At 39.8% G+C, this 19,499-nt stretch carries 12 protein-coding genes; 5 read left to right on the forward strand and 7 right to left on the reverse strand.

All coding sequences use genetic code 11. From position 1 onward, the window contains the following. The first annotated feature begins 101 nt into the window (after positions 1 to 101). Together H6A61_RS13210 and H6A61_RS13215 are read left to right on the forward strand one after the other, a co-directional pair. Positions 102 to 923, forward strand: coding sequence for an ion transporter (locus H6A61_RS13210; RefSeq protein WP_154044501.1), 822 nt, complete (start codon positions 102 to 104; stop codon positions 921 to 923). Positions 924 to 989: 66 nt separating this feature from the next. Then, positions 990 to 4,319, forward strand: coding sequence for a glycoside hydrolase family 2 TIM barrel-domain containing protein (locus H6A61_RS13215; protein WP_204394280.1), 3,330 nt, complete (start codon positions 990 to 992; stop codon positions 4,317 to 4,319). A 188-nt stretch (positions 4,320 to 4,507) separates the two neighbouring features. Here H6A61_RS13215 and H6A61_RS13220 read toward each other — a convergent pair whose 3' ends face one another. After that, positions 4,508 to 7,759 (reverse strand): S41 family peptidase, encoded by a 3,252-nt coding sequence (locus H6A61_RS13220; protein WP_204394282.1) that lies wholly within the window; start codon positions 7,757 to 7,759, stop codon positions 4,508 to 4,510. Between the two features lie 253 nt (positions 7,760 to 8,012). On the opposite strand from H6A61_RS13220, the gene H6A61_RS13225 reads away from it, so the two are divergent. After that, entirely contained in the window at positions 8,013 to 9,563 is a 1,551-nt protein-coding gene (locus H6A61_RS13225; protein WP_204394284.1) for an ATP-binding protein, read from the forward strand. Positions 9,564 to 9,759: 196 nt separating this feature from the next. On the opposite strand, the gene H6A61_RS13230 is transcribed toward H6A61_RS13225, so the two are convergent. From H6A61_RS13230 to H6A61_RS13260, 6 genes are all read right to left on the reverse strand, one after another. Further along, positions 9,760 to 11,640 (reverse strand): ATP-binding protein, encoded by a 1,881-nt coding sequence (locus tag H6A61_RS13230; RefSeq protein WP_204394286.1) that lies wholly within the window; start codon positions 11,638 to 11,640, stop codon positions 9,760 to 9,762. Positions 11,641 to 11,642: 2 nt separating this feature from the next. Further along, positions 11,643 to 12,719 (reverse strand): DNA cytosine methyltransferase, encoded by a 1,077-nt coding sequence (locus tag H6A61_RS13235; RefSeq protein ID WP_204394288.1) that lies wholly within the window; start codon positions 12,717 to 12,719, stop codon positions 11,643 to 11,645. A gap of 6 nt (positions 12,720 to 12,725) precedes the next feature. Then, a complete protein-coding gene (locus tag H6A61_RS13240; protein ID WP_204394290.1) occupies positions 12,726 to 13,814 on the reverse strand; it encodes an HpaII family restriction endonuclease in 1,089 nt (362 codons plus the stop codon). Further along, a complete protein-coding gene (gene vsr / locus H6A61_RS13245) occupies positions 13,795 to 15,537 on the reverse strand; it encodes a DNA mismatch endonuclease Vsr (protein ID WP_239469221.1) in 1,743 nt (580 codons plus the stop codon). The genes H6A61_RS13240 and vsr overlap by 20 nt, the downstream gene beginning before the upstream one ends. A gap of 789 nt (positions 15,538 to 16,326) precedes the next feature. Next, positions 16,327 to 16,725, reverse strand: coding sequence for a hypothetical protein (locus tag H6A61_RS13255; RefSeq protein WP_204394291.1), 399 nt, complete (start codon positions 16,723 to 16,725; stop codon positions 16,327 to 16,329). A gap of 22 nt (positions 16,726 to 16,747) precedes the next feature. After that, positions 16,748 to 17,983, reverse strand: coding sequence for a site-specific integrase (locus tag H6A61_RS13260; RefSeq protein ID WP_204394292.1), 1,236 nt, complete (start codon positions 17,981 to 17,983; stop codon positions 16,748 to 16,750). A gap of 539 nt (positions 17,984 to 18,522) precedes the next feature. Here H6A61_RS13260 and H6A61_RS13265 point away from each other — a divergent pair. Then, positions 18,523 to 18,708 carry a hypothetical protein gene (locus H6A61_RS13265; protein WP_204394293.1) on the forward strand — a complete coding sequence of 62 codons (186 nt, stop codon included), beginning with the start codon at positions 18,523 to 18,525 and terminating at the stop codon, positions 18,706 to 18,708. Positions 18,709 to 18,904: 196 nt separating this feature from the next. Then, on the forward strand, positions 18,905 to 19,499 hold a 595-nt coding region (locus tag H6A61_RS13270), incomplete at its 3' end, for a reverse transcriptase N-terminal domain-containing protein (protein ID WP_204394294.1).

Below are 19,499 nucleotides of genomic sequence, written 5' to 3' on the forward strand. Positions count from 1 at the left end.
TTTCATGAGTGCTAATCTTTCTTTTGTCAAAACACTCGGTTTTATATCAATTTTAGTATAAACCTGTCCTACTCTATGTGTAGGACGCTTAATATTTACGTATGAAAAATAATCCCAACAATGTCATATCACCTATACGTGAGAAGATAACCACTCTTATACGACATGAGAAACTTTACAGATCCATACACCGCCAACTGATGAAAAAATGGTTTCAGTATTTCGTACTGTTCTTCATTATCGGATCTATAATTTCAATTATATGCGGCTCGTTTGAAGAATCCGCGCCATATCGCAACTGGCTGTACTTATTCAATTATCTGGCTTCTTTCGTCTTTACCATAGAATACGGATTAAGGATTGCTGCAGCCCCTGTACAGTATGCACAATATAAAAGCCCATGGGTAGCACGTCTGCATTACATATTTTCCTTTTACGGACTTATAGATTTTGTAGCCGTACTTCCTTTCGTTGGTATTTATATCTACAAAGAGACACCTTATATACATCTTGTGGTGTTAGCATACATTCTGATAATATTCAAACTTATACGCTACTCGCGTTCGTTCCAGATGATAGGAACAGTTTTGAAGACCGTAAAGGAGGAACTCATAACATCTTATACGGCATGTGGCATCATGCTTGGTTTCTCAGGAATTCTGATGTATTACATAGAACGTAACGCACAACCCAATGCATTCGAGAATATCGGTGACGGATTCTGGTGGGCCATAGTAGCCTTTACCACCGTGGGATACGGCGATATATATCCTATCACTCCAATAGGGCGCCTACTGAGTAGCCTGATAAGCCTGATTGGTATTGCCATGATTGCTATCCCTACAGGTATAATAAGCTCCGCTTTCATGAACATGCTGATAGAGAAAAAGCAAAAAGCTGAAAAAGAAAAAGAAAAACAATGAATTTATAGAAGGAAAGACATCGTAATGTATTAACTTTGGCCCGGAAACTAAACTTAAATAAATATTATGAAGAAACAACTAGCTCTGATGTCGCTATTATTATGTAGCAATTCCTTTAATTCTTTTTCAAACAATAATCAGTCTGTAACGTTGCCTTACTGGCAGGACATACAAACCGTAAGTGTAAACCGTATGGAGCCTCGTTCTGCATTTATGAGCTATGCTGACAAGTCTCAGGCCATGAGTGGAAAATACGAATCCAGTCCTTATTATAAATTACTTAACGGAGTTTGGAAATTCTACTATACAGACTCACATCGTAACCTTCCAGCCGACATTACCGAAAAGAATACAGATGTATCCGGCTGGAACGATATAAAAGTCCCCGGGAACTGGGAAATGCAGGGTTATGGAGTAGCTATATATACCAACCACGGTTATGAGTTCCAACCAAGAAACCCGCAGCCTCCCAAACTGCCGGATGATATACCTGTAGGTGTGTATAGAAGAGATCTGAATATACCGTCCGATTGGAAAGGTAGAGATATCTATCTTCATATAGCCGGAGCAAAATCGGGATGTTATGTATATATCAATGGAAAGGAAGTAGGATACAACGAGGATTCTAAAAATCCGGCAGAATATCTTATCAATGATTATCTGGAAGAAGGACAGAATGTTCTGACACTGAAAATATTCCGTTGGAGTACAGGCTCATATCTGGAATGTCAGGATTTCTGGCGCATGAGCGGTATAGAAAGAGATGTATTTGTTTATTCACAACCCAAGGCTTCGGTGAGTGATTTCCGTGTGACTTCCACTCTTGATGATACGTACAGTAATGGTATCTTCCGTCTGGCAATAGATATGAAGAACAGCCGCAGTACAACTGCCGATCTTGAAGTGAGCTATGAACTTGTTGACAAACAAGGAAATGTCATAGCACAGGAAAACAAGAATGTATCTGTTGAGTCTAAAAAGGAGAACACAGTTGTTTTCAACAAAGAAATTCCACAGGTAAAGACATGGTCGTCTGAAGCTCCTAATCTTTACAAGATGTTTATGACTGTAAAGGAGAACGGAAAAGTTACAGAAGTGGTTCCATTTAACGTTGGTTTCCGAAGAATAGAGATAAAGGAAATTGATCAGAAATCAGCCGACGGGAATAATTATAAAGTATTATTGGTCAATGGCCAGCCAATCAAGCTGCGAGGAGTAAATATCCATGAACATAATCCTGAAACAGGACATTATGTGACTGAGGAGCTTATGAGAAAAGATTTCGAACTGATGAGACAACATAACCTGAACACAGTTCGTCTGTGTCACTATCCTCAGGACAGACGTTTCTATGAACTGTGTGACGAATATGGTCTTTATGTTTACGATGAAGCAAACATTGAAAGTCACGGTATGTATTACGACCTGAGAAAAGGTGGTACATTAGGAAATAATCCTGAATGGCTGAAGCCACATTTGTATCGTACCATCAATATGTTTGAACGTAACAAGAATTATCCTTCACTTACATTCTGGTCGCTCGGTAATGAAGCCGGCAACGGTTACAATTTCTACCAGACTTATCTGTGGTTGAAAGAAGCCGACAAGGATATTATGAATCGTCCGGTAAACTATGAACGTGCCCAGTGGGAATGGAACTCCGACATGTATGTACCTCAATATCCTAGTGCATCATGGCTGGAATCTATAGGCAAGAGAGGCAGCGACCGTCCTGTTGCTCCTTCTGAATATGCTCATGCCATGGGTAACTCTACAGGCAGTCTATGGGATCAGTGGAAAGCAATATATAAGTATCCTAATCTTCAGGGCGGTTATATCTGGGACTGGGTTGACCAGGGACTGAAAGTCAATACTGAAGATGGTGGTTTCTTCTGGGCATACGGAGGTGACTTCGGAACTAATATGCCAAGTGACGGTAACTTCTGTTGCAATGGTATCGTCAGCCCTGACCGTACTACTCACCCTGCCATGAGTGAAGTGAAATATGCTCATCAATATGTAGGTTTCGAGATGAAAGATGGAGAAAACGGTATATTCAATGTAACCAACCGTTATTACTTCACAAATCTAAAGAAATATATGATTACATATCTTGTCAAGGAGAATGATAAGGTAATTCGCCGTAACAAGATATCAATGGATATTGAACCGCAGGCAAGTAAAGAACTTAAAGTAGATGTAAGCGGTCTGAAGCAGAAAGCAGGTACTGAATATTTTGTTGAGTTCAGTGTAACTACCGTGGAGCCTGAAACACTTGTTCCTGCCGGATTTGAACTGGCACACGAGCAGTTCCGTTTACCGGTAGAACCTCTGGAACGTGAATTTGCTGTTTCCGGTCCTGCCCTTAAGTGTAGCACAGAAGGTAATATTTTAAGCGTATCTTCTTCAAAGGTGAATTTCAAGTTCGACAAGAAAAGCGGAATTGTCATTTCCTATAAGGTTGGAGGAACAGAATACTTCAGCGAAGGTTTCGGTATTCAGCCTAACTTCTGGCGTGCTCCAAACGACAATGATTACGGAAGCCAGATGCCTAAACGCCTGCAGATATGGAAACAGTCAAGCAAAAACTTCAATGTAGTGGATGCTTCTGTAGAAATGGATGGTAAGGATGCCGTACTGAAAGCCACATATCTTCTGGCTGCAGGAAATCTTTATATAGCAACATACCGCATACATCCTTCAGGAGTTGTAAAAGCTGACTATACCTTTACTTCTACCGATATGGAGGCAACAAAGACCGAATTGTCCGAAGCTACTCTTATGGCTACCTTCACTCCGGGTAATGATGCCATCCGCAAGGAAAGTTCAAAACTTGTGGTACCTCGTATAGGTATCCGTTTCCGTATGCCGGCCAATATGAATTATGTGACATATTTCGGTCGCGGACCTGAAGAAAACTATATTGACCGCAATAATGGTACCCTCGTCGGTCTCTATAAGAGCACTGCCGATGATATGTATTTCCCATACGTACGCCCTCAGGAAAATGGTCATCACACAGATACACGCTGGCTTAGCGTTGGCAGGAAAGGCGGAAAAGATCTTACAATTTATGCCGACCAGACTATCGGCTTCAATACGTTGCGCAACTCAATAGAAGATTTCGACGGCGAGGAAGCCACATTCTGCGACTATCAGTGGAACAACCGTGATGAGGAAGAACTGAAGCATGATGTATCAACTGCCAAAAACATCAAGCCAAGGCAGACTCACATCAGTGATATCAAGCCACGCGATTTTGTTGAAGTATGCGTAGATATGAAACAGATGGGTGTAGGTGGATACGACAGCTGGGGAGCCATTCCTGACAAACAGTATCTTATCCCGGCCAACCAGGAATATAGATGGGGATTTACCCTTGTTCCTTCCAGATAATATTGAAGCGAATAAATACTTCAAATATATGTTCTGAAATTCTGATAATTAAATCATAAAATAAAGGTCCCGAAACGGAAAATACTAGTGATTTCCATTTCAGGACCTTTACTGTTTATTGTCATTTTTTACTTATGTAATCTGAGCCATGAAGATTAACAGAAGAAATTACATATTGGACACTGTTATCACTCAATAGTTTTCAGCATCTCCTTCACTGCAGCCTCCAACTGTCTGTCTTCACCTTTCAATACCTCTTCAGGAGAATTATAAACTTCTATGTCTGGCTGTAGTTCTTTGTTTTCAAGATACTCTCCGCGCATATTCATACATCCCACCTGTGGTATTCCGAAAACAATGCTTGGATCTATCTGTCTTTCCCACCATACGGCAGTCATTGTTCCGGGAACAGGAGTACCAATAAGCTTGCCTATACCAAGTTCCTTATAAACCCATGGGAAACCGTGAGCGTTACTATAGTTATCCTCACAAACAAGGACACATGACGGTTTGAGCCACTTGTTGAACGGATCGCTACCGATGTACTGTCCTCTTGGAACAAATCTCTGATATTCCTTTCCACTGAGCAGTGTGACAAGGTCATCGTGAAGCCATCCACCGCCATTATGACGTGTATCAACTATCACCGCATCCTTGGTTCTGTTCTCCTCGCTCAACAGTTCGCTATATACTGTACGGAAGCTCGGACTATCCATTCCCTGTACGTGTACATATGCCACACGTCCTCCGGAAAGTTTTTCAACAATCTGTTCATTACGTTTCACCCATCTCTTATAGAGCAGATTAGACTGTTCGCCTGCGCTGATTGCCTTCACTGTAACATCAAAACGTTTTTTTGTTTCAGGATTATAAACTGAAAGAAGCACCTTCTTACCTGCCTTGCCTTCCAACATAGGATAATAATCAACGCCTGCCAAAATCTTTTCGCCATCTATTTTTTCGATGATACATCCTTCTGTTACATCTGTCTTCTTCACTGCGAAAGGTCCCTTAGCGATTATTTCCTTTATCTTCAAGCCATCTCCTGTGTATTCATTATCATAGAACACACCAAGACACGCAGTTGGGAACGAAGTTCCTACCGCATAATATCTTGCTCCTGTATGAGAGCCGTTTAGTTCGCCAAGCAGTTCGCTCAACATTTCCTGGAAATCATAGTTATTGTTTATATAAGGCAGGAAACGCTTGTAGTTTTCATAATAGCCTTTCCAGTCTGCCCCATGCAAATCGGCAACGTAGAACTTGTCTTCAACCTGTTTCCATATATGGTCGAACATATACATACGTTCATCATACGGACGATAATTGAAAGGAGCACTGAATTCCACATTCTTAGACTCTCCTTTCTCCATATTCACTTTTTTGATAGAAGAATTGCAGAGATACAGGTTTTCCTGTTTCTTGTCCGTCATCATAGATCCGTAACCTATATTCTTCATAACGATTGAAGTCTTATTCTCCTTCAGGTCGTGCATCCACAGGTCATAACCATCCTCAAAGGCTGCCTGATAGTACAGTTTGTCACCTTTTGAAGAAAGTACAGCATCACCAAGATTAGAAGAGTTTACAGTCAGACGGATAATTCTGTCACGACAGTTTTCAAGGTCGAATACCAAAGGCTTGACTTCGTCTTCCTTATCCTTCTTTTCATCTTTCTTCTTTCCTTTTTTCTTTTCGTTTTCCTTCTTCTCCGCATCCTCTTTATCTTTCTTTTCCTGTTCTTCCACAAGGGCAAGTTCTTCTTTACTCATGCGGAAACGTTCGTAAGCGTCAAGATCGAAAAACATGATATATACATCATCCTCAGAACCCCAACTGCCGTGACTGCGATAACCCACACGGTCGCTTTTCCATATCATAGCCTTACCGCCCAGAACCCATTTCGCATCTCCGTCAGTATATCCGCTCTGAGTAAGATTATGTATTTCACCATTGCCTGACGCATTGACCAAAGCTACGTCGTTATTGTTCCAGCCACCATGACCGATATATCCGGACAATAGCCAACGGCTGTCAGGGCTCCATTCAAACCACTGGTCACCGTCACTATAAGAATATTCAAACTTACCATCCATTACTGTGCGAACTGCCTTTGTCTTCAGATTAAGAACACGTAATGTTGTTCTGTTTTCAAGAAAGGCCACTTCCTTGCCGTCAGGACTATACTGAGGCTGGAATGAAGTCACATTACTGTTTATCAGTCTTTCTTCCTTGAATTCATTGGCATATGTAAACAACTCATCTTCTTTATTAACCAGCGAGGTCTGATATATCTGCCACAGACCGTTTCGTTCAGACGCATAGACTATACTTCTTCCGTCAGGTGAGAAATCTATATTCCTCTCCTGCTCAGGAGTGTCGGTAATCTGCTTTGTTGTCTTATATTCTACAGATGTTACATATACATCACCACGCAGGATGAAAGCTATCTCCTTGCCTTCAGGAGATACTGATATCTCCGTAGCACCTGACGATTTCAACCATTTCACCAGATGCTTGTCATAACTGTCTGCCACAATGCTGACATTGACTTTCTTTGGAGACTCTCCTTCTTTCACTGTATATATTTCTCCATTGAATCCATAGCACAAGGTTCCGTTTGAAGCAACTGAAAGGAAACGTACAGGATGGCCGGTATGAGACGTCAGACGTGTAATGTTCTTACCTTCAAGATCTGACTTGTAGATATTGAAACTACCTTCTCTCTCGCTCAGATAATAGAACGATTTTCCATCCGGAGTCCATACAGGAGTTCTGTCTTCACCGTCGAAAGAAGTAATTTTCCTGTAACTTTTTTCTGTTCCTTCCTGTTCTGTGCAGAGCCAAATATCACGTGTTATGGATGATGTGTGATGCTTACGCCATGCATCTTCATATCCCTTCTTGTCATGATAAAGAAGAGACTTGCCATCAGGACTGATGCTGATATCCTCCATAGGTATAGACGAGAACATCACAGGTCTGCCTCCCTCTGTTCCTACTTCATATATCTGTGGGAACTGAGAACTGGGGAAAGTCATATCCTGAGCATCAGGCATAACTGCAGCCTGAAAAAGCACATGACTGTTGTCGCGAAAAGCATATGGCACCTCATTTCCGGAATGAGTGGTAAGTCTTCGTGGCACTCCACCGTCCTTGCCTACAATAAATATATCCATACTACCTTCCCTGTCGGAAGCAAAAGCAATATTCTTTCCGTCAGGACTCCACACAGGATGTGTGTCATGTCCCTGATTGGAAGTTATCTGCAATGCCTTACCACCTTTGACAGGTACGGTGTAAATATCACCCTTATAAGTAAAAGCTATCTGCTCGCCGTCAGGAGAAATAGCGCAATAGCGCATCCATAACGGAGAATCCTCAGCATACGATGCCACTCCGGCAATAGAAACGACCGTTGCGAATAAAAGTCTTTTCATAAGCTTAATTTTGTAATTTTTTAAATACCTGTTTATAAATATAATCGTAATACAAAAATCACAAAATTCCGTAATTTCAGCAAGAAATGAACAGAAAACTTTGAATCAGACTCTAATTCCTTTTATTATCCGATATATTCTTCAAGAAAGCAAGCAGCATATTAATTACCTTTTATTCTGGTGTTCTTGACATTGTGCGAAGAAAAACATATATTTGTAACGACTAATCATCTATTAAAAGAGCAACACTTGTATGGCTAATATTTATCCGGTAGGGATACAGAGTTTCGACGAAATCCGTAAAGGTGGATATATTTATATCGACAAGACAGAATATATCCACGAATTGATTAAAAACGGGAAATATTACTTTCTGAGCCGTCCGCGACGTTTCGGTAAAAGCCTTCTTATTTCGACCATAGAAGCATACTTTCTAGGCAAAAAAGAACTTTTCAATGGTCTTGCCATGGAAAATCTTGAAAAAGAGTGGATAGAATATCCTGTATTGCATATAGATCTGAACAATCAAAAATATGAGTACAAAGACAGTTTGGACGAGATTCTTAACAACACATTAACACACTGGGAAGAGCTATACGGAGCAAGGGAAGCAGAAAGCAGTCTTTCCTTACGTTTTCAGGGAGTTATACAGCGTGCTGCAGAAAAGGCCGGTAAAAACGTTGTCATACTGATAGATGAATATGACAAGCCTATGCTACAAGCAATAGGAAATGAAGATCTTCTGACAGAATACAGAAACACCCTGAAAGCATTCTACGGAACTTTGAAAAGCTGCGACCGATACATAAAGTTTGCACTGCTTACAGGAGTTACAAAATTCAGCAAAGTCAGTGTGTTCAGTGATCTTAACAATCTTATGGACATCTCCCTGTCAAGGCGTTTCGCCAATATTTGCGGAATTACAGAACATGAACTGCACCGCGACTTCAAGGAAGACATAAAAATAATGGCCGAAAAGAACGACATGACCGAAGAGGAGATGAAGGATACTCTGAAAATATGGTACGACGGATATCATTTTGCCGACAAGAGCGAAGATATCTACAATCCTTTCAGTATTCTGAACACCTTTGCAGAAATGCAGTTGGGAAGCTACTGGTTTGAAACCGGCACACCGACATTCCTGGTGGAACTGCTTAAGAAAAGCAATTACGATCTGAACAGATTCAATAATGAAATGGCATCGTCAGATTCATTAGGAGGAATTGAGTCTATATATGTAAATCCTGTACCTATTCTTTATCAGAGCGGGTATCTGACTATCAAAGATTTCGACAAGGAGTTCAGACTATACTATTTGGGATTTCCCAACCGTGAAGTAGAAGAAGGATTCAACCGTTTCCTGTTGCCATACTATGCGTCTGTAGAGAACGGTAATACAACATTCCAAATAAAATCATTTATAAATGATGTACGCAACGGAGATATTGATTCATTCATGCTACGCCTGCAAAGTTTCTTTGCCGACACACCTTACGAACTGGCAAGAGAACTTGAATTGCACTATCAGAATGTTCTTTTCATAGTATTCAAGTTATTGGGTTTCTATACAGAAGCCGAATACCATACTTCGAACGGAAGAATTGACATGATAGTCAAAACAAACAATTATATCTACGTTATGGAATTCAAGCTTAACGGTAGTGCCGAAGAGGCTATAAAACAGATAAATGAAAAAGAATACGCAAAGCCCTTCGCTTCCGACACCCGCAAATTGTTGAAGGTAGGCATTAACTTCAACAATCAGATAAGAGGAATAGAAAAATGGATAGTTGAAGAATAATCATTATTTTTGCAACGAATAATCAATTATCCCGTATCTGATTGATACACAAATAGCGAATGCTATGATAGAAAGTTGTTGGTAACGATTTGGCGACTTTGAGATGGCACCAAATTTCTGTGTTATGCTTTATCAAACAACTCTGATGCAAAAGTAGCCAAATTCCTTGATTGTGCAAAGAGTTTGGCTACTTTTACTAATTCTCCACTTTAACTAAAGTCTTTAAATAATCTTTATTATCCTTCCTTATTCGTTTTTTATAGCCAAGTTCGTCACAAATATGTTCTACTTTTTGGCAAAAAATGTCCGCATTAAGAGGATTCATAGATAACACATTTTCCTCGTTTCTATTTGTGCTATGCCATAAAGCTTCATCATTTAATGGATGTTGAGGTTTAAATGGTGGAATATTAAATATTTTATTATCAATTTGAGTTATCCATGAAGCTCCAATTTCTGTCATAGCTCCCCACGCTTTCGGAGTGTTATCGCTTGTTATAAATAACACAAACAACTTTTGTTTTGAATAACTTTCTACAAAAAAGTCTCGCAAGTAATTATATATGGATACTCCTTCAGGAATTCTACAAACTTCATCATCACAGCTTGTATATAAGACATCTTCAGACGGAACATTGTTAAATAACAACATGTTATAAACTACATCTGCAAGGTCTTTATCCTTGTATGTGTGACTAATCAAAATCTTCTTCTTTTGTGAATCAACAACAGTTTTAAGTCCGAGTTCAGGTATATTATCATTAATAGCATTTGAAATAATTCCCTTTAATTCTGACTGGTACGGAGAATCTGTTGAATTATATCGTTCAATAGCTAAAGCAACACTTTCAGAGGCTTTGTCTTTAAACGTATCCACCATTTTACGAAGTTTTGCTTCATTATCCTTTTGTTCTTCTATCTTTTGAGTTTTTTTGGCAGCCTTCGTTAGGTCTGTGTACAATACTCTCTTCTTTAATATATCAGGAAGTAGAATTTCTCTAACATATTTTATTACAGTCTCATAACGTATATCATCAGATTTATATCCTTGCCTGTTGCTTAAAGCCATATCAGGGAGTTCTGACAATTCAAATAAATCAACATATAATTGTCCTACAATATAAACCTCATTCAGTTTATTTTGTCCTACAATTGGTAGAATATTAAACTCTCCCATTTTTTTATTTGCATAAAGCGAAATGAAATTGTCTGGAAAATCTGTCACTTCAGACTTTCTGCCGCGTGTTGTTTTATATGCACCAATCCAACCTTCAATCTGTAAATTATATTCATGCTCATTACCGTTGTTGTCTTTTATGGTAAGAGGTACACTATACTCATCCCGTTTTTCAACTAAGTCACTACGATGTTTCGGGAAATAGTCTGGAACATAATTCAATAAGTCAGCGTGCTGTTCTCCCAATATAATTAACGAACATAATTCCTTTGCTACATTTTCATCGAATTTTTCTACAATTTCTTCCTCTTTACCACGTATAATATGAATTTTAAAATTATCATCAACCAAAGGGAATATTTTCAAAAGATTTCTTTTTATTGCATCTAAAGATTTATGTAAACGATATTGTGGATTACGCATAACAATAGCAGTACCGCTATTTTGTATGTAGCAAAAACTTATATTTTCATCTTCTATTGGTGTCAGTTTATTGCCATCATTTGGGCGACGAGCTAAAACAAAACCTGATTTTTCTCCATTACAAATAGTCATTATATCAACAGACTCAGAAACAGAAAGTGCAGCCAACTTACCCACGCCTTTGCGTCCCATCTTTCTGCGTTCTCCAGAACGCGAAAAAGATTCATTCTCATTCGTTCTTGATACACCTGCTACATTTAAGAACTTCTTTATATCTCCATTGTCATATGACATACCATGTCCGTCATCTTCAATGCGGATGTCATCCTTGTTGGAGATGATATAAACATTTTTTGCATCTGCATCATAAGCATTGGCTATAAGTTCTGCTAAAACATAGTAGATGTTGGTATACAAATTAGGACCTAATAATTCCAGAATTCTTGGGTCAACGTTTATATTATATTCTTTTGCCATAGTCATTGGTGTTTAAAACATAATAAATGATTAGAAATGCTTTCTGCTATCACTTCTCCTAATTTTGGAGGAACAGCATTGCCAATATAGCGCGAAGCTTTTGTTATTGCAACACTTTCTTCATTTGGGAAAAATTTATACGACCTTGGGAAAGTTTGCAATAACGCTGCTTCCCTTATTGATATAGCTCGATTCTGTATAGGATGCCCAAAACGCCCATTTCCCAATCCTGTACATTGAGTTGTCATCGTCGGGGATGGGGCATCCCAAATCATTCTTCCATAAACACTACCAAAAGACTTTCCTCCAGTTGTCTTATGGCATCTCAACACAAGGTGCTCTGGCCAATCTCTCCAACTTCCACCATATGGTGTATGTTGTATTCGCTGTAAATTCAATGGGGTTAAATCTTTAGCTCTGTGCAGAGGATCATTTTTGTCACATTCGCCCGAAGCAATTGCAGGTAAATCTCCTATAGTATCCCTAACAGTAACATAATTTTCTTTATTGTGTGTTGGGGATATTAGTTTGATTTCTCCAAGTCTGGATGCTAATAGCACTAAACGTTTTCGATTTTGAGGTATTCCATAATTAGGACAAAATACTTTATTTACTTCCACATAATATCCACAATCACTTAAACAATCTATAAAATCTTGCAAAACAGGCTTTTCTTTGAAAGATAATATTTGAGTGACATTTTCCATTGTAACAATATCTGGAAGAACTTCTCTAACCAATCTACCAAATTCATACAATAAATCATATTTGTCTGGATCCTTCTTTTTGTTCTTAAAAGCATAAGAAGAAAATGGCTGGCATGGTGCACAACCGGCTAAAACACGAATACTATTATTACTGAAATTAGCATTTATATCACCTGAACTTACCGTTTTGATATCCCTGTAATTGAATGTAGCTTCTGTATTTGCTTCGTATGCATATTTGCATGAGCCATCAAGGTCGTAACCGGCCTTAATTTTAAACCCCTTACACTTCATACCATAACTAAGCCCTCCTATTCCACAAAACAGGTCTACGACTTCTATATTGGGTAAAATATTTAGTTGTTCTCCCATAACCTATTATTTTAACCTGACTTGAAAGTTCAACTTAAACGACAATGTCCCATCTATCTCCTTTACAATAGTAGCATACTCATGACGAGTTGTACTTGAACGCTCCAAATAGGCATTTGAGAACAAATAATCTTCAAATCTGTTGCGGTCATAGAAATGGTAGCAAAGTATCTCACCATCTTTTTTCACTACCAAATAGCCACCATTGGCGTCAAACTTGCCACTCCATGCTGTAGCCGGCATCATACCTAATGCTGCCGAAGTTAATAGATGTTTGATTTTGTATGCATAGAACGGAGAAGCCTGCTCCACGTCGTATTTCAAAGGATTGGTTTCTGTAATCTTTTCCGCCAATTCTTTCAATGTCGAAACACCGGTATTCAACTGCTCCAATAATAAGTTTGCAATAATAGCGGGCAAATCGCCATCAAGCATAACAAGGTTGTTTCGGAATGTAGAATTGTCCACTTTGTCGAATACCAATAATGCTCCTTTCTTCTTTATGGCATTCACTCTTTCAATAACTTTATTACGTTTGGGATTGATGGAATTGATTGCTGTTATTTCATCATCTGACAAATTAGCTCCGGTTACCTTAAAGTTAAAATTGGTGACTTTACTTGCATTTAACAATGTCGAATCACCTCCTAATTGAGACTTAATACTGAATCCCATTTCGGAGTTGATTTTTGTTCTGCGGTCATGCAATATGATTCGAATATCTGTCTTATCGGAAGATTTTGCCTTCAACGAATGGCAATAAATACTGTTCATGAATACTTCTATTTGAGGTACTCCGAAAGCTCCGTCATTTTCATTTATGGCTTTCAACAGATTCTCTGCTTCGACAAGGAATACCGACGCAGGAATACGCAACAATTCCTCACCTGCCGGTGTCTGAATTACTACGTCTTTGTCTTGCAGTCTGTAATTATAGTTACCGTCTTTCTCTTGACGAAGAATCATAATGATTGGGTAGAACAAGTCTTGAATCTTATTCAGATTTTGGTCACCTGCATATACTTTCCCTTCTCCCAATAATTTGAGCAATGTGTATATTTCACTCCATTCTCCTTTATTTCCTGTCAGTGCCATATTGAATAGATTTTGATAGGTTTATTCTTTTAATGATTTCCTTGGCTGTTGCTTGAATTGCAGGAACTGCAACGGAATTACCGAACTGTTTATATGCAGATGCATCAGCAACCCCGATTATAAAATTATCCGGAAAACCTTGCAAACGAGCCCATTCTCTCGGAGTCATTCTGCGAAGTCCGTCTCGATTTATTTCTCCCTTAATATTGGTAACAGGTGTGAAATCTTCAAGCCGGGTATCAATAACAAGATTACGTTCCCTTCCCATGCCTCCAACGACTATGGCATTTGCCACTCCGTCATCGGGAATGATTTCATAACCGAAACCGTTGCCTTTGGCTGCGTGTCTCTCCTTATGTGCCACAAGGGTTTTCACATATTGAGTGGATAGATAGTATTTGGCAGAAACGGTATGCTCTTCCTTAATATCGGCAAAAGTCTTGGTCTTATCTGTCGGTGACGGATATGTGAATTCGTTTACATTCTGGTCTTTTCTGAAACCAACTATATAAACTCTTTCCCGATGTTGCGGTACGCCGAAATTCATTGCATTCACTATCTGAGGGTCCGGTACATAATAATCCAAGTCTTCCCTTAGAACTTTTAATATGGTCTGAATGGTCTTTCCTTTATCGTGAATGAGTAATCCTTTGACATTTTCCAAGAAGAATGCTTTGGGACGCTTGCGACGGATGATTTCAGCCACATCAAAGAACAACGTACCTCGCGTTTCTTCAAATCCCAATCTTTTACCTGCCAAAGAAAAGGCTTGGCAGGGGAATCCGGCACACAAAATATCAAAATCGTCCGGGATGAATGCCTTTGTTGTTTCTTTGGTGATATCGCCGAATGGGACCTCGCCATAATTCAAAAGATATGTCTTTTGGGCTTGTGCATCCCATTCGGAAGAAAACACGCATTTGCCTCCAAGATTCTGCATTGCCATTCTGAAACCGCCAATGCCGGCAAACAAATCTATAAATGTAAATTTAGGCTTGTCTGTTGGCAAAAACGGAACAGAGAATAAATCGGAGAACAATGAATATTGAACACTTACATCCGACACGCAATTGGTTCCAACGGTCTTTTGATGAACATTGTATATATCCTCTATCAATCCTTCGGCTTTGTTCTCATATGGCTTGGCGGATTTATATCCTTGATTATGGAGATAATGAGATACTATCGCCATTTGCTCTTCAAACGGTATAATCGTTCCATCCTCATTCAATGAATGGGGACCATACATCTGCATCGATACTTTGCTGCCGCCGCACATTTGTGTAATGGCGATTTTATCGGTTGCTTTTGTTTTAGCGTTCATATAGTTCAAAATTCTATTTAAGCATTTATCGGATTCCTTGGTTATTTCCGTTTCCCAAAACCGAAAGACTGTCCAACCTTGTGCTTTCAATTGTTCATTTACTTCTTTGTCTCTCCTAATGTTCCGCTCAATCTTGGAATACCAAAAATCACAATTGCTTTTATGGTCGTTTTTGCGTTCTTCCCAATTTCTGCCATGCCAAAACTCTCCATCGCAAAAAATCGCAATTCTCATTTTGCGAATAACAAAGTCCGGTTTTCCAAAGACCGTTTTATCATTCTTGCGATATCTGACACCGGCATTCCACAACAATTTGCCAAACAAAAGTTCAAGCTTGGTACCCTTTCCTTTGTTTGCCGACATATTCTTATATCGTTGTTCTTTTGTCAGGCGGTCCATTATCTTTCTTGTTTTGAAAGCGGTACATACCACATCCAAGGTACAAAAGTACTTATTTAATTTGAAATAGAGAGCCTGCTGTGCCGACAAACATAAAAAAGCATTGTTATTTTATCGCGAAATACCCAATTCTCCCGACTTCGGAGGGAGAAGTTCGCGGAATGCGGCAAGGTTTTCGGGAGTAACCCGAAACGTTTTGAGTTACTCAAAACATACCTTGCCATGTTCCTGCGAACATCAAGTTTGAAGCGGCTCAATTCATTTAGAGCGGCTGAAAACATACCTTGCTGTGTTCGGAAGAACACAAGTCCAAAGTTCTTATTCGTGGCTTGTAAATGGAGGGATTGCCATAGCATAGGCAAGCAATATGACGGTTTGTCAAACTTGTAGGCGATAAGGCTGTATAGCTTGCATGTGTGCCTGCCGCATAGCCGGCAGGACAGCAAGCCGACCAGTCTGTGGCAAATATAGAATTGCTGTTTCTTTGAGGGAGGGATTCTTCCTTCTAAAAAAGAAACGGATAGCAGAGCTATCTATGCTCTACTATCCGTCTGAGTTTCCTGTTTCCCATCGGTCGGTCATCTCCTCTATGGGTACCTTATGTGTGCGAACTTGAAATATGCAAGTTTTTTCGGATCAATACTCTCTAAGTATGAGAGGAAGATTGTTCCGAAAACGGTTTGCCACTTGAACTTGCAGGTTTCAAAAACGGTTCGCACATTTCTTTGTACCCATTGAGGAATGAACGTATGATGGGAATTGACAAAAAGGTACGTATGAATGATATCCTCAATTTAAGCCATACTTACTTTTATTCATACATTCGTGCGTACGCACATTCAAAAACAGAATTTGGTTTCTTAAATTGGTTGTGAGTTTGTTCATTACACACTCTCTAACCTTGTATGCTCCCAATGTATTCAATCGGAAGGATAAAGCAACAATCATCGGGAGTGCATAAACATCTATGCTTATTCCATTGGATAATTTGATACATCTTCGTACCTCACATTCATCAAGGATTCCGCTTTTGTATATGGCTTTGATATTACCTCTTAAAATCGAATATTTGATACCGAACAGCTCAATCAATTCATTTGTGTTCATCCAAATGTCATTGTTCGTTGTGCTCGGGAAATGGACTCTTCCATATTCATCCATTGTTATGATGTTTCTTTCTTGTTTCATCGTTTCTTGGTTTTAGAGGTTGTTAAATGGCTTTACAAATAAAACTCTCCAGCGATTCTATTTGCTTGGATAGATTCTCAATATCATTGCTTACCTTCTCGGCTGTAATCTTTGCATAAATTTGAGTGCTTCGTATGCTTGTATGCCCCATCAATTTGGATAGCGTTTCAATGGGCACTCCATTGGATAAGCAAATGGTCGTGGCGTATGAATGCCTGCTTTGATGCCAACAGACGTTCTTTTGAATTCCGCATAGTTTAGCCACAGCCTTTATCCCATGTCGGCAATTGGCATAACAGGGTACAGGCAACAATTTATTGCCCTCCGCCAGACCTTGATACTTCTCGATGATATGTTTGGCAGTGTCGAGCAATCGGATATTGGTTTCCGTTCCCGTCTTTTGTCGATTGGTCTTAATCCATAAATGCCCATCGAATGATGTTTGTAAATTGTCGGTTGTGAGATTATACATATCCCTCCAACTCAATCCGCTGAAACAACAGAAAATGAAAAGGTCTCTAATCAGTTCGTAACTTTTCTTCTTGAATGTTCCGTTGATAAGCATCGTGATTTCTTCTTTGGTTAAGAATCCTCTTTTGGTTTCTTCCTTTGTAATACGATAAGCATAAAAAGGGTCGCGTTGTAACCAACCGTTGTTGATGGCTGTATGTATAATACTGCGGAACGGCATCATATACGACCATACGGTATTGGTGCAATGATTCTTCTCAGTACGGAGGAACAACTCGAAGTCGGTGATGAATGCCGGGGACAGCTCGCGCAAGGCAATATCGCTTACCTTGTAGCGATGCTTGATGAATTCTTCCAAATGGTTGTAAACGGTGCAATACTTCCAATAACTGCGTTGGCTTTTCATCTTGCCCACTTGTTTGGCGTAATCTTCATTGTGCTGTCGAAATACAGCAAGCAGGGTTTTATGGTTTTGTCCCATACCCAAGAAAGCATTTCTGACCTTCTCTGCCGACACATAACCATCTCTGTCCATAATCTCCTGATAAGCCTTGTTGATGCCTATTCTGATTTTATCCAACATTCTGTTGGTTTCTTGTGCAACAATGCTTCTTCCCGACATTCTGCCGAGATTGACATTCCACAACTTTTCCTCCACATCCAATTTGCAACTGAATTGGGAAATCTTGCCGTTTACGGTGATACGGCACATTACAGGTACAAGCCCGTTCTTCTTCGGGGCATTGCGTTTGAGATAGAATAATACTCTGAAAGTGCTTCTGCTCATAACTCTACTTTTTTGTTTGCGAAATTATTATTTGTAGAGTTGAGTGACGGTAGGCAAAACACTGCGTATCGGTGCAAAAGAATCAGCCGAAGCGAAACCGGAACGAAGATATAAGAAATTTTGCTATATCTGCAATCGCAATCGCTTAACAGATATTGCTATTCAATCAGTTACGGCAATCAATATACTCCATTGAAATCAAGAATCAAAGTAATGTTATAGTAACGAAACTTTGTCATTTCTTGGCTTCTCATTGGCATTTAATGGCACTGCAACATCTTAGCAAACACTGTTAAATCGCTAACAGACAACATTCTTTCTCCATATCGCACTCACTTTCGTTTCTTTGTTGTATCTTTGTAACTGATGTGCGACAAGAAGTCGTACAAGTAATTGTTCAGCATTATGTCTGAACCTGTTGTTCCGTCAACAGTAGCCTAAAGAGGCGTGCTTTACGAGTAATTGTTTGGTGCGAAGCCCTCTCGACAATATGGTTCTATGCAGAAATATCCAATGTATAGACTGTTAGGCTGACCGATATGAGTAACGTATGTGAACCGCTGCACCATCGTAACAAAGAAATAGCTTACGGATATTTAGAAGCTATAGCCAAAAGGTATGCAGTCAGGATAGTTCTCTATGATTTAGAACTACACGGATGTAGTGCTGCCGGTGGATGGGCGGACTCTAAGTCGGTCGTCAGTTACTTGTACGGAATTTGGTAAGCCCGTATCTCTCCTACTATATATAGCAGGTAAGCCAATCGCAAGAGAAGCCGAATGGGGTGCGGGTAAAGGATTGCGGAGAAAGCGAACGCTTCCGTGTAATGCGGGGGATAGAGGTTTGAACGTCACCTCATGCGAAAGCAGGCAGACTTCCGCAGGGTAATTCTTTGTGAAACGATTGTAGAACTTTAACGAAATGAAGAAACAGCAAAGGAGCGAGGCGAAAGCCGAGTGTGCATCTTCAGCCAAGTATAACACTACATGGAAAGACATTGACTTTCATAAGTGTGAATGCAAGGTCAGAAAGCTGCAAATCCGAATAGCAAAGGCTCATACAGGAAAGAGGTATAACAAGGTTAAAGCCTTGCAGCACCTTCTTGTCACTTCGTTCGAAGCCAAGGCATTGGCAGTAAGGAAAGTGACCTCCAATAAAGGTAAACGCACGGCAGGGGTTGACCACATAAAGTGGGATACCGATGCCAGGAAAATAAAAGCTATACGTTCTTTGACACGTAGAGGATATAAAGCCCTCCCATTGAAAAGGGTCAACATACCCAAGTCAAATGGCAAGACAAGACCTTTGGGAATACCGACCATGAAAGACAGAGCCATGCAGGCACTGTATCTTATGGCTTTGGAACCCATAACAGAAAGTGAAGCGGATGCGAACTCTTACGGATTCAGAAAGTTCAGAAGTACGGCAGATGCGATAGACGCACTCCACAGATGGCTAAGCAGGGATTGCTCTCCCGAATGGATATTGGAGGGGGACATAAAAGGCTGTTTCGACC

The organism is Bacteroides caecigallinarum (genome assembly GCF_016901995.1).
Lineage (GTDB): Bacteria > Bacteroidota > Bacteroidia > Bacteroidales > Bacteroidaceae > Phocaeicola > Phocaeicola cellulolyticus.